At 50.9% G+C, this 13200-nt stretch carries 13 protein-coding genes; 2 read left to right on the forward strand and 11 right to left on the reverse strand.

Going from position 1 to position 13200, the window contains the following annotated elements; all coding sequences use genetic code 11:
• Positions 1-8: 8 nt before the first annotated feature.
• The 9 genes from pabC to yceD all read right to left on the reverse strand — a co-directional run bounded on the left by pabC (position 9) and on the right by yceD (position 7088).
• Positions 9-806 carry an aminodeoxychorismate lyase gene (gene pabC, locus EIP93_RS13605; RefSeq protein WP_119158758.1) on the reverse strand — a complete coding sequence of 266 codons (798 nt, stop codon included), beginning with the start codon at positions 804-806 and terminating at the stop codon, positions 9-11.
• A gap of 127 nt (positions 807-933) precedes the next feature.
• Complete coding sequence (gene fabF / locus EIP93_RS13610) at positions 934-2175, reverse strand: beta-ketoacyl-ACP synthase II (RefSeq protein ID WP_107332689.1); 1242 nt, start codon at positions 2173-2175, stop codon at positions 934-936.
• An 82-nt stretch (positions 2176-2257) separates the two neighbouring features.
• Positions 2258-2494, reverse strand: coding sequence for an acyl carrier protein (gene acpP, locus EIP93_RS13615; RefSeq protein WP_005970506.1), 237 nt, complete (start codon positions 2492-2494; stop codon positions 2258-2260).
• Between the two features lie 154 nt (positions 2495-2648).
• A complete protein-coding gene (gene fabG / locus EIP93_RS13620) occupies positions 2649-3383 on the reverse strand; it encodes a 3-oxoacyl-ACP reductase FabG (protein ID WP_010276180.1) in 735 nt (244 codons plus the stop codon).
• 14 nt (positions 3384-3397) lie between these two features.
• Positions 3398-4327: an ACP S-malonyltransferase gene (gene fabD / locus EIP93_RS13625; RefSeq protein ID WP_103860404.1), complete on the reverse strand. Its 930-nt coding sequence runs from the start codon at positions 4325-4327 to the stop codon at positions 3398-3400.
• A gap of 17 nt (positions 4328-4344) precedes the next feature.
• Positions 4345-5298, reverse strand: coding sequence for a beta-ketoacyl-ACP synthase III (locus EIP93_RS13630; RefSeq protein WP_125232836.1), 954 nt, complete (start codon positions 5296-5298; stop codon positions 4345-4347).
• Positions 5299-5304: 6 nt separating this feature from the next.
• Complete coding sequence (gene plsX / locus EIP93_RS13635) at positions 5305-6351, reverse strand: phosphate acyltransferase PlsX (RefSeq protein WP_103860402.1); 1047 nt, start codon at positions 6349-6351, stop codon at positions 5305-5307.
• Positions 6352-6380: 29 nt separating this feature from the next.
• The gene (gene rpmF / locus EIP93_RS13640; protein ID WP_005970518.1) at positions 6381-6551 is read right to left on the reverse strand and encodes a 50S ribosomal protein L32; all 171 of its coding nucleotides are present in this window, start codon (positions 6549-6551) and stop codon (positions 6381-6383) included.
• 12 nt (positions 6552-6563) lie between these two features.
• On the reverse strand, positions 6564-7088 hold the full coding sequence (gene yceD / locus EIP93_RS13645; protein ID WP_095699871.1) for a 23S rRNA accumulation protein YceD: 525 nt from the start codon (positions 7086-7088) through the stop codon (positions 6564-6566).
• A 140-nt stretch (positions 7089-7228) separates the two neighbouring features.
• Here yceD and EIP93_RS13650 point away from each other — a divergent pair, with 140 nt between their 5' ends.
• A complete protein-coding gene (locus tag EIP93_RS13650) occupies positions 7229-7813 on the forward strand; it encodes a Maf family protein (protein WP_103939985.1) in 585 nt (194 codons plus the stop codon).
• A gap of 61 nt (positions 7814-7874) precedes the next feature.
• Here EIP93_RS13650 and rluC read toward each other — a convergent pair whose 3' ends face one another.
• Positions 7875-8831 (reverse strand): 23S rRNA pseudouridine(955/2504/2580) synthase RluC, encoded by a 957-nt coding sequence (gene rluC, locus EIP93_RS13655; RefSeq protein WP_039480293.1) that lies wholly within the window; start codon positions 8829-8831, stop codon positions 7875-7877.
• Between the two features lie 594 nt (positions 8832-9425).
• Between rluC and rne the strand changes: the two genes are divergently transcribed.
• Positions 9426-12713: a ribonuclease E gene (gene rne / locus EIP93_RS13665; protein ID WP_125232837.1), complete on the forward strand. Its 3288-nt coding sequence runs from the start codon at positions 9426-9428 to the stop codon at positions 12711-12713.
• Between the two features lie 62 nt (positions 12714-12775).
• Here rne and EIP93_RS13670 read toward each other — a convergent pair whose 3' ends face one another.
• The gene (locus EIP93_RS13670) at positions 12776-13063 is read right to left on the reverse strand and encodes a putative quinol monooxygenase (protein ID WP_103860399.1); all 288 of its coding nucleotides are present in this window, start codon (positions 13061-13063) and stop codon (positions 12776-12778) included.
• Positions 13064-13200 lie beyond the last annotated feature (137 nt).

Raw genomic sequence — 13200 nt, forward strand, 5'->3', positions numbered from 1 at the left:
ACCATCTACTAGCAGTCAGGACTTAGGAATTGATAGAGCTCTCGGGAGTGATAACGCCAGATGTGCGCCTGATTTACAGGGACGATCGGCATTAATGCATTACAAACCAGCACTTCGTCCGCATCAGACAGTGCGGTCAAGGGTTCGCTGACGATCTGTAGCTCGAAATCAGAATCTGCCAGCAAAGCAATAATATGCTGCCGGGCAACGCCATCCACACCTGACTCGGATAAATCTGGCGTATAAACCCGATGTCCTTTACGCCAGAATAAATTCGCGGCACAGCATTCCACTAGCGCACCAGAGGTGTCAAGCACGAGGGTCTCATCGGCTAAGGTCTGGTCAAGATGCGCACGAATCAGCACTTGTTCGAGCCGATTCAGATGCTTTATTCCCGCCAACAGCGGATTTTTAGCTAGCGCCACCGGGCTGAGATTCAGGCTAATACCCTGCTCACGCCAGCCGGCATAGTGCGCAGGATAGCTTACCGGCATGACGACTCGGGTTGGCTGCGCACAGCCTTGGGCACTATAACCACGTCCGCCGACACCCCGCGTTAGCATCACTTTCACTACACCGTCCGCCCGCCCCAGCGCAGCCTGCTTCATTTCAGCGATCAAATTTTCCCAATCAAGCGTCGGAAATAACAAGCGCGTAGCAGCCTGTTGCAGACGCGCGACGTGTCGATCAAGCCAGACAATCTCGCCCTCGCATACTCTGGCTGTCGTAAAACAGCCGTCACCATACTGTGTACCCCGATCGAGTACCGAAAGCTGTTTCTGTAACTGACCATTAATCCACAGCATATAAGCTCCGCATCATTCATCGTCGTCAGCTTGCCAGCAAAGCGGCGTTGCAGACAAGCAGGTGTGTCTGATTTTATGCAGGCAAAAAAAAACCCGGAGACCGGGTTTTTTTAAAACGCTATCGCAATCAAACTTTACGGAAGATCAGAGAACCGTTGGTTCCACCGAAGCCGAAAGAGTTGCAGAGCACGTATTCCAGGTTGCTGACCTGACGCGCCTCATGAGGTACGAAATCCAGATCGCAGCCTTCATCTGGATTGTCCAGATTGAGCGTTGGCGGAACAGACTGATCGCGCAGAGCAAGAATACTGAAAATAGACTCTACCGCACCTGCCGCACCGAGCAGGTGACCCGTCATGGATTTTGTCGAGCTCACCAGCACACGGCTAGCGTCTGCACCAAATACGGATTTCACTGCCTGCGTTTCAGCTTTATCACCCGCAGGTGTAGAGGTGCCATGCGCGTTGATATAACCGATCTGGCTCGTTGCCAGACCCGCGTCACGCAGCGCGTTTTCCATCGCAAGCGCAGCCCCAGAACCGTTCTCCGGCGGAGACGTCATATGATACGCGTCGCTGCTCATGCCAAATCCAACAATTTCTGCATAGATTTTCGCACCGCGTTTTTTCGCGTGTTCATACTCTTCCAGCACCATGAGGCCAGCACCGTCACCCAGTACAAAGCCATCACGGTCTTTATCCCACGGACGGCTTGCCGCCTGAGGATTGTCATTGCGCGTAGACAACGCACGAGCGGCACCGAATCCACCGACGCCCAATGGCGTACTGGCTTTTTCTGCACCACCGGCCAACATCACATCCGCATCGTTGTAAGCAATAATGCGAGCGGCCTGACCAATATTGTGCACGCCAGACGTACAGGCCGTAGCGATAGAGATGCTCGGGCCACGCAGTCCGTACATGATGGTAAGATGCCCAGCCACCATATTGACGATGGTTGACGGCACGAAGAACGGGCTGATTTTACGCGGGCCACCGTTCACCAGCGCAGTGTGGTTCTCTTCAATAAGACCCAGACCGCCGATGCCGGAACCAATAGCCGCACCGATACGCGGGGCGTTCTCTTCCGTTACTTCCAAACCGGAATCCTGCATGGCCTGAACGCCAGCAGCAACACCGTATTGAATAAAGGCATCCATTTTGCGAGCTTCTTTACGCGAAATGAATTCCTCAGAATTAAAATCCTTTACTAAGCCAGCAAAACGCGTTGCGTAGGCACTAGTATCGAAATGGTCGATCAGGCTGATACCACTCTGACCGGCAAGAAGAGCACTCCAGGTAGACTCAACTGTATTGCCGACAGGAGATAACATGCCCAGTCCGGTCACAACTACTCGACGCTTAGACACGCTTATCCTCCAGGGAGGGAAAAAAAAGACACTGCGGGACAAAAAAACTTAGGCGGTCGAATGACCGCCTAGATATGTTCGCTTACTGCTGGTTAGCCTGAATGAAATCAATGGCTGCCTGAACAGTCGTGATTTTTTCAGCTTCTTCGTCTGGAATCTCAGTATCAAATTCTTCTTCCAGAGCCATTACCAGCTCAACAGTGTCAAGAGAATCAGCGCCGAGGTCGTCAACGAAAGAAGCATTGTTTACGACTTCTTCCTGCTTAACACCAAGCTGTTCAACGATGATTTTCTTAACGCGTTCTTCGATAGTGCTCATACTCTTAAATTTCCTATCAAAACTCGCTTTCGCGATGGTTTTCGTAGTGTATAAAATGTTTGAAAAGATGCAACAAAATCTCGGCCAGTTGAACCACGATTTTGTGCTATTTTGCGGTTATCACCGCAAATAATGCAAATAGTTTTCGAGCTTTTTAGATCATATACATGCCGCCATTGACATGCAATGTTTCGCCAGTAATGTAAGCAGCTTCATCAGAGGCTAAAAATACAACAGCACTGGCGATTTCTTTAGCATCACCGAGTCGGTTAGCTGGAACCGACGTCAAAATGCCTGCTCGCTGTTCTTCTGTCAATGCCTGAGTCATATCTGTTTCGATAAAACCAGGCGCGACGACGTTGACCGTAATACCACGAGAAGCCACTTCACGCGCGAGGGATTTACTGAAGCCAATCAGTCCCGCCTTCGCTGCCGCGTAGTTAGCTTGTCCTGCATTGCCCATCGTTCCCACAACGGAACCGATGGTAATGATCCGGCCAAAACGTTTCTTCATCATGGCACGCATCACTGCTTTAGACATGCGGAATACCGACGTTAAATTGGTATCCAGAATATCGTGCCATTCATCATCTTTCATACGCATCAGCAGGTTATCACGGGTGATACCCGCGTTATTGATAAGAATATCAATTTCCCCGAATTCTGCGCGAATTTCTGCTAATACACTTTCTACTGATGCTGCATCAGCAACATTCAGCATATAACCTTTACCGTTCTCACCCAGCCAGCCGCTAATTGCTTCAGCACCTTTTTCGCTGGTTGCGGTACCAATGACTTTTGCCCCGCGGGCAACCAACGTCTCGGCGATGGCACGCCCAATACCACGGCTTGCACCGGTAACCAGTGCAATTTTCCCCTCAAAACTCATTGTCTTCTCCGTTCTTATTTCTCAATCGCCGCTGATAGAGAAGCAGGATCGTTCACCGCAGCTGCTGTCAGGGTATCGACGATTCGTTTGGTTAAGCCAGTCAATACTTTACCCGGCCCGACTTCTAGCAGCGACTCAATGCCCTGAGAAGCCATAAATTCAACACAGTCAGTCCAGCGCACTGGGCAATGAAGCTGGCGCACCAACGCATCGCGAATGGCTTCCGGCGTGGTTTCGATGCGAGCATCAACATTATTCACAACGGGGATGACCGGAGAATTAAACGTCACGGATTCCAGCGCGACAGAGAGTTTCTTCGCTGCTGGCTCCATCAGCGCACAGTGTGACGGCACGCTGACAGGCAGCGGCAGCGCACGCTTCGCACCCGCCGCTTTACACGCAGCACCAGCACGCTCAACGGCGTCTTTATTGCCCGCGATCACCACCTGACCCGGTGAGTTGAAGTTTACCGGAGACACCACCTGCCCCTGCGCGGATTCTTCACACGCTTTAGCAATGGCATCGTTATCAAGCCCGATAATGGCATACATCGCACCCGTGCCTTCCGGCACCGCTTCCTGCATCAGTTTGCCACGCAATTCAACCAGACGAACAGCCTGTTGGAAATCCAGAACACCAGCACAAACCAGTGCCGAATACTCACCAAGGCTATGACCAGACATCAGGGCAGGTGTTTTTCCGCCCTGCTGCTGCCAAGCGCGCCAGATAGCAACAGAAGCGGTCAGTAACGCAGGCTGCGTCTGCCAGGTTTTATTCAACTCTTCAGCCGGCCCTTGCTGGGTAAGCTGCCACAAATCATAACCTAACGCTTCAGAAGCCTGAGCAAACGTTTCAGTGACGATCGGGTATTCTGCAGCAAGTTCGGCCAACATCCCTACCGTCTGCGATCCCTGACCTGGGAACACCATTGCAAATTGCGTCATATCACAATCCTGTTTAATTAAAAACGAACCAGCGCGGAACCCCAGGTAAAGCCGCCACCGAAAGCTTCAAGCAGCACCAGTTGCCCTGGTTTAATTCGCCCATCGCGCACCGCTTCATCAAGCGCTGAAGGCACAGAGGCTGCGGAGGTATTACCATGACGATCCAGCGTCACAACCACCTTGTCCATCCCCATACCCAGCTTTTTCGCCGTGGCGCTGATGATGCGCAGGTTAGCCTGATGAGGCACCAGCCAGTCTAATTCACTTTTATCCAGTTGAGCCGCTTGCAGCGTTTCTTCAACGATATGTGCCAGTTCAGTCACTGCCACTTTAAAGACTTCATTACCCGCCATCGTCAGGTAAGCAGGCGTATCCGTATAATTACGATCCTGATGTGGCAACGTCAGCAGCTCGCCATAACGGCCATCGGCATGCAGATGGGTAGAAAGAATACCCGGTTGCTCTGACGGCGTTAACAGGACGGCACCCGCACCATCACCGAACAGAATCAGCGTGCCGCGATCTTCAGGATCCAATGTACGAGACAACGTATCAGAACCGATCACCAGTGCGTATTTCACCGCACCACTTTTAACGTATTGATCGGCAACGCTCAGCGCGTAGGTAAAACCTGCACACGCAGCGGCCAGATCAAAGGCGATCGTGTCTTTGATCCCTAGCAGTTGCTGAACCTGACAGGCTGAGCTAGGGAAAGCATGGCTTGATGATGTTGTAGCAACAATCAGAAGACCGACTTCAGAAGGATCGACATTCGCCATTTCCAGTGCTTTTTGCGCGGCACAGTATCCCATGGTCGCCACGTTTTCATCCGGCGCAGCAATACGGCGCTCACGGATTCCAGTACGTGTGACGATCCATTCGTCCGTCGTTTCCACCATCTTTTCTAAATCAGCGTTCGTCCTGATTTCTTCAGGCAGGTAGCTGCCCGTTCCGATTATTTTTGTATACATGTACGCTTAATCACTCTTGGGTAATACCGCTTCTAGACGGGCGGCAATCCGCTCAGGAAGCTGCCTCCGTACCGTCTGCATTGCCTGTTCAATAGCAACCGCAAACGCTCTCTGGTTTGCTGCACCATGGCTTTTGATTACAGTTCCCCGTAACCCTAGCAGGCATGCGCCATTATATTGATCGGGATTCAAATGACCGAAACGCTTTGATAAGCGTTTTTGTAGCAAACGTCCTAGCCATTTCAACCACCAGGATCGCTTTTGTTTTTGCCCTGGGCCTGAAGCTGGAGATTTCAGCAGTGACAGGAACATCCTTACCACGCCTTCCACCGTTTTCAGTGTGACATTACCCACAAAGCCGTCACAGACCATCACATCCGTTTTTCCAGTCAGCAGATCGTTGCCTTCCAGATAACCGATATAATTTATTGATGGTGCCTTTTTTAACTGTGCCGCTGCTTCACGGATAGTGCTCAGCCCTTTGCTTTCTTCTTCACCGATATTCAACAACGCGACCCGAGGATTTGTCAGTCCCAGCACTTCTTCTGCCATCACTGAGCCCATCACGGCAAACTGAACCAGCATCGTGCTGTCACAGTCAACATTCGCTCCCAGATCCAACACGACTGTTTTTCCGTGTTGCTGGTGAGGTAATACTGACACCAACGCGGGGCGCTCAATTCCGTCCAGTGGCTTAATCAGGAGCTTTGCCAGCCCCATAAGCGCACCCGTGTTGCCTGCACTTACACAGGCCTGTGCCCTGCCGTCTTTAATCAACTCAAGCGCTATGCGCATTGAGGTACCACGGCTCGCACGAATAGCCTGCGACGGCCTCGCATCACTAGCAATAACCGACTCCGCCGGAACAACTTCTAAGCGGGAAAGTAAATCAGAATCGACTTTGGCAAGTAATGGAGTAATCGCAGCAGGATCGCCGACTAATAACAAATTGAGAGCTGGATTAGAAGCCAGTGCCTGCAATGCAGCAGGCACTGTTACGCAGGGACCAAAATCCCCGCCCATCGCATCTAACGCCAGAGTTAGGCGTGTCAAGGTATTGCCTTGCAAATAATTCGCAAGAATTACTTAGCAATGACCTTGCGACCGCGGTAGTAACCATCCGCAGTGATGTGGTGACGCAGGTGAGTTTCGCCAGAAACTTTATCTACGGATACAGAAGCGGTAGTCAACGCATCATGTGAACGACGCATACCACGTTTGGAACGGCTAGGTTTGTTTTGTTGTACGGCCATGGACCTTACTCCTTATTGCTTATGCTTTAAACTGGCTAATACGGCAAATGGATTCGGTTTTTCCGCCTCTGCAGGCAGTTGACCAAATACCATATCCGCTTCGGACACTTCACAGTGTTCAGAATCATGCACCGGGGCGATAGGCAACATCAGAATAATTTCATCTTCAATCATTGCCAGCAGATCGACTTCGCCAAAACCATCGACGCCGATCGGCTCATACGCTTCCGGTAACGCTTCGGCCTGCTCATCATTGACGACCGGGCTGAAACAGAATGTCGCATGGACTTGATGTTCAAACGGCTTTCCGCAACGCTGACACATCAGAGTGACAGTAACGTCAGCGTTACCGTCAATCACCGCCAGACGCTGATTATCGATATTGAAAGATAAAGAGGCCTGAACATCACTATCCACACTCACCACTGATTCGGCAACACGCTCTACTTGTTCAGCTGAATAGATACCAACGTAATCTAAACGCTTCTGAGCAGTGCGGACCGCATCAAGGGTTAAGGGTAATTTTACCTTTTGCATAGGGCGCGCATATTAACGTCGTAACGACATAGAGTCAAAGAAAAAGGCAGTGATGCACCACCTTTCACCAATATTCGCTTCCAGAGCGGCGCACAGTTTAAAATGCCTTTCATCATTACGCTACGGTTTATCAAAAAATTATGCAGCAGATTGTCCTCGCCTCAACGTCACCTTATCGCCGAGCCTTGTTGGAAAAGCTGGCAATCCCCTTTGTTTGCGCATCGCCAGACATCGATGAAACCCCTCGCCCCGGCGAAAACGCTGTCGATCTCGTGATCCGCCTTGCTGAAAGCAAAGCGCGAGTGCTGGCCGCTCACTACCCCAATCATCTGATTATTGGTTCCGATCAGGTCTGCGTCCTTGGGAACGCGATAACAGGAAAACCGCATAATAAGGGTAACGCAACACGCCAGTTACAGCAGGCCAGCGGAAAGTGTGTTTCCTTCTTTACGGGTTTAGCGCTATTCAATAGCGCAACCCAGGAAATACAGAGCCTCGCAGAGCCATTTGACGTGCATTTTCGTACGCTAACGGAAGCGGAAATTGACGGTTATCTGGAGAAAGAGCAGCCGTGGAACTGCGCGGGCAGTTTTAAAAGCGAAGGATTGGGCATTACCCTCTTTGAACGGCTATCTGGGCGGGATCCTAATACGCTCATTGGGTTGCCACTAATCGCGTTAACGCAGATGCTACAAAAGGAAGGCGTGAATCCACTGACGATATAAAATAAACTGGGATAGCCGATAAGCGCTATCCCGACAAATAAAGTCATGTAGGTATGCGAGGTTATGCTTTTGTCTTGCGCAGCGCTTGCAGACAGCGACGCAATCCACTATCCAATGGTGCTTCGACTCTCAGCGTCTCACCTGTGTTCGGATGTTCAAAACGCAGCGCTTGTGCATGAAGGAATAGACGTTTTAGGCCTGTACCTACCAGTTGCTGATCGAATTCGCGATCGCCGTAACGGTCATCGAATGCTATCGGATGTCCGGCATACTGCGCGTGCACACGAATTTGGTGCGTACGCCCAGTAACAGGGCTAGCCCGCACCAGCGTCGCGTGTTCAAAACGCTCTTCTATTTTAAAGCGCGTTTCTGACGGTTTACCGTCGCTGTTTACCCGTACTATGCGTTCACCGCTTTGCAGGATATTTTTCAACAGTGGAGCCTGAACAACCTTGCAGTGGGACTGCCACTGGCCACGAACCAGCGCCAGATAGTCTTTTTGCATGCCTTTCAGCCGCAACTGTTCGTGCAGAGAACGTAAGGCAGAACGTTTTTTTGCAACCAGCAAAACGCCAGAGGTATCGCGATCGAGGCGGTGTACTAATTCCAGAAAACGCGCTTCAGGACGTAAAGCACGCAGCCCTTCAATCACGCCAAAACTTAAGCCACTGCCGCCATGAACGGCTGTACCCGAAGGCTTATTTAGCACCAACAGGTAGTCATCTTCATAAATAATGCACTCGGCCAACGCCGCCACTTTACCAAGACTGGCAGAAACAGGGGTTTCATCGCGTTCTGCCTGTCGAACAGGCGGAATACGAATGACATCACCATCGAGCAATTTATACTCAGGTTTGACCCGTTTCTTATTTATCCTTACCTCACCTTTTCGCAAGATACGGTAAACCATGCTTTTAGGCACACCCTTTAAGTGGGTATGCAAAAAATTATCGATGCGCTGCCCCGCTTCATCTGCGGAGATCGTCACAAATTGTACTGAAGGATTATCTGTTTTCATGATGCGCGATTCTAAATAGAGCAACCCGATAGCGCCACTTCTTTTTCTGTGCTTAACTGTGTGTCTGACTTATGAAGATATTGTTGCACTGTCGAGTAAGTGGGCGGGTGAGTTGTGCTATAGCATCAAACCCTGTCCGTTTTGGTGATAACAACAGAACTATCTTTATACAGACAGGCAAAGTCACCTTGCTATAACGGTATCAGCAGTGGAATAATGCTTTTGCGTTTCCCACGCGGATTTCCGATAGAACAAGGGGAAATTGCGAACTTATTAAGTTTGCCTGATGACGCACACACGCAGCAATGGCGTAAGACGTAATGTGAAATCAAGCAGTTAGCGGGCTGCGGATTGCAGCTTGGCCGGCAAATGGAATCAGATCTGGCGACATAATTCAGAAGCTGTTCCCTCAGTAAATGCGCTGTTTTCCATCAGGAAACACAGGCTACCGAAACATGCGTCTCTATGCAGGCGACAACCGGGAGGTTGACGTCCCTGCGATAAGCCACGAGACCATCGGTTCACTCCGGTCATGCGGTTCTTTTGTCCGCAGCTCTATCAATAATGCAAGTAAAAATAACGAGTAAGTTGAAGATGAAAAGAATGTTAATTAACGCAACTCAGCAAGAAGAGTTGCGTGTTGCCTTGGTTGATGGTCAACGGCTGTATGATTTGGATATCGAAAGTCCAGGTCATGAGCAGAAGAAAGCAAATATCTACAAAGGTAAAATCACTCGCATCGAACCCAGTCTTGAAGCGGCTTTTGTTGATTACGGCGCTGAAAGACACGGTTTCCTCCCTCTTAAAGAAATCGCTCGCGAATACTTCCCTAACAACTATTCTTCCCATGGTCGTCCTAACATCAAAGACGTGTTACGTGAAGGTCAGGAAGTCATTGTTCAGGTAGACAAAGAAGAGCGTGGCAACAAAGGCGCGGCACTGACCACCTTTATCAGCCTGGCAGGCAGCTATCTGGTCTTAATGCCGAATAACCCTCGTGCAGGCGGTATTTCACGCCGTATCGAAGGTGACGATCGTACCGAGCTCAAAGAAGCGTTGGGATCGTTGCAACTGCCCGATGGCATGGGGCTTATTGTTCGTACCGCTGGTGTGGGCAAATCCGCTGAAGCGCTGCAATGGGATCTGGCTTTCCGTCTGAAACACTGGGACGCGATCAAAAAAGCCGCTGAAGGCCGCTCTGCGCCGTTCCTGATCCATCAGGAAAGTAATGTGATCGTCCGCGCTTTCCGTGACTATCTGCGCCCGGACATTGGCGAAATCCTGATCGACAACCCAAAAATTCTCGATCTGGCGAAAGAACATATTTCTGCGCTGGGTCGCCCCGATTTCAGTAGCAAAATCAAATTGTACAGTGGCGAAATTCCGCTTTTCAGCCACTATCAAATCGAATCGCAGATCGAATCGGCTTTCCAGCGTGAAGTTCGCCTGCCGTCCGGTGGCTCTATCGTTATCGATACGACCGAAGCGCTGACAGCAATCGATATCAACTCCGCCCGTGCAACGCGCGGTGGTGATATTGAAGAAACGGCGTTCAATACCAACCTTGAAGCCGCGGACGAAATTGCCCGCCAGTTGCGCTTGCGTGACCTCGGTGGCCTGATCGTTATCGACTTCATCGATATGACACCAGTTCGTCACCAGCGTGAAGTTGAAAACCGCCTTCGCGACTCTGTACGTCAGGATCGTGCGCGTATTCAGATCGGCCGGATTTCCCGCTTTGGCTTGCTGGAAATGTCGCGTCAGCGTCTGAGCCCTTCGCTGGGCGAATCCAGCCACCACGTCTGCCCACGCTGTAGCGGCACAGGCACAATTCGTGACAATGAATCACTTTCACTGTCTATTCTTCGTTTGATCGAAGAAGAAGCGCTGAAAGAAAATACCAAAGAAGTCCACGCGATTGTTCCAGTTCAGATTGCGTCTTATCTGCTGAACGAGAAGCGTGATGCCGTTAACGCCATTGAGAAACGTCAAGGCGGCGTGCGCGCGATCATCGTGCCACACGACGGTATGCAGACACCGCACTACTCCGTTGTTCGCGTCCGTAAAGGCGAAGAAAAACCGACGCTCAGCTATTTGCTGCCTCAGCGTTTGGAAACGGAAACGCAGCAGTTGCAAGACGAACAAACGATCGAGCGTAAACAGCCTGAACAACCAGCTTTAGCAACGTTTAGCATGGCTGAAATGCCAGAGGAAACCACGCCTCCAGTGGCCAAAGCGGCGCCTGCTGTAGCAAAAGCCACAGAGGATGCTCAACCGGGCCTCTTTAGCCGTTTCCTCAGTGCCTTGAAAGGCGTATTCGCTTCTGAACCTGTTGAAAAAACAGTGGATGCTGCTGACGATAAGAAAGCAGAAGAAGAGAAATCTACTGAGGGTCAGCGTTCTGAACGTCGGAACTCACGCCGTCAGGGTAACAATCGCCGCGATCGTGGCTCACGTGACAATCGTGACAATCGTGACAATCGTGACAATCGTGACAATCGTGAACAGCGTGATGACCCGCGCCGTAATAAGCGACAAAACGAGGAAGCCGTTACTGACACACGCGCTGCGGAAAATGCGGAGAAATCCAGTTCTGAAGAACAGCCGCGTCGTGAACCACGTGCCGAGCGTCAGCGTCGTCGTCAGGATGAGCGCCGACAGGCTCCGGCTGAGGCAAAAGCACAGCCAGTCATTGATGATTCTGATGACAATGCAGCCGAGCAGGATACACCAACTCAGGTTATGCCACGCCGTCAACGCCGTCAGTTGACGCAGAAGGTACGTGTCCAGTCTGAAACTCAGCAGGATACCCTCTCTGATAACACTGCGCCTGTTGCTGAAGCATCCGAGCAGACTCAATCTTACGTCAAGCCAAACGATGCTGCGGTAGACAATAACGAGGTCGATAACGAGCAAAACGATGCAAATCGTGCCAATGCTGAGAATGGCGGTATGCCGCGTCGTTCACGTCGTTCGCCGCGTCACCTGCGCGTCAGCGGCCAGCGCCGTCGCCGCTATCGTGATGAGCGTTACCCGTCTCAGTCGCCAATGCAGTTGGAATTTGCTGCCGCATCACCGGAAATGGCATCAGGAAAAGTGTGGGTTAGCTATCCTCTTGCACAGCCGCAGCAGGCTGAAAGCCAGCATCAGCAGGACGAGAACGTTGCAGCAATTGAAACACCGCTGTTACCAGCCGTAGTCGAAACCGCCGTGACTGCACAAGCAGACACAGTGGAATCCAACGCGGTTGAAAACGTTGCGATTACTGAAGCAGTGGTTCAGGAAGAAGTCGCTGTAACCGCAACAGCACAGTCTGCCGATGTTATTCAGGATGGCAATGTAGCGGATGTCGAGGTGAGTACCGCTGGCGAAGAAACCGCCATCGAGCCAGTTACCGAGAACACCGCTATCGATGATGCTATCGCTGCAGTTGCCGTGAATGCCGTTGAGGAAGCACAAGCTGCTGATACTGTCGCGACTCAGGTCGCTGAAGATGTGCAAACCGTTGACGCTAATTCAATCGAGAAAGCCGATCTGGCAGAGCCAGTTTCTACCCCTGAGGTTCCCGCAGTACAGGAAATCAGCCCGCCGCAAAGCGTTCAGGATGAGCCTGTAACTACGACCAGCGAACAGCAGGTTGTGGAAGAGCCGGTATTGAGCGAAACAAAAGCAGCAGCGGTTGTTGATCAGCCTCGCTATAAGCTCCATGCGACAGCGCCAATGACTAAAGCGCCAGCACCGGCATACCATGCTGAGCCTGCTCGACACAGTGATTGGGTACGTCCAGACTATCCGTTCTCAGGAAAAGGTTCGGCAGGCGGTCATGCTGCAGTTAACCAATCAACTGCGCCAGCAACCAAGCCTACGCCGGTCAGCGAGTAATCCTGTTTTTTATAGACAAACACCCGCCAATTGGCGGGTGTTTTTTTATTCAGGAACTGTCGTTAGCCTAAAAAATTCAACGTCTTAATATCTACACTGTCTGTTTTACCATCCAGTTCCACCAAGAAGCGTTTAAAGTGCTCACTCTGCCCATGTGATGCCACTGCATCTTGATTCTTCCAACGCTCGAAGAACACAAACAAACCGGGTTTATCCACAACTTCATGCAGATCATACTGCACATTGCCTGCTTCCTGTCGGCTTGGCGATACCAAACGTTTTAGCGTCGCAGTAACATCTGCAATGAACTCTGCTTTTGCCTGAATAGTGGCCACAATACGAATTTCCATATACATCCCTTATTTATCAATGAAAAGATAATGCTATCAAATGCCAATCCACGGTTAATTTCAAGCATTCATCAACAAACGGATGCATTCAAATAGCTTTACGCTTATCCTTATCCCCCGCCGTATCAGTCCCAAAA

This window comes from Pectobacterium versatile (assembly GCF_003932035.1).
GTDB lineage: Bacteria > Pseudomonadota > Gammaproteobacteria > Enterobacterales > Enterobacteriaceae > Pectobacterium > Pectobacterium versatile.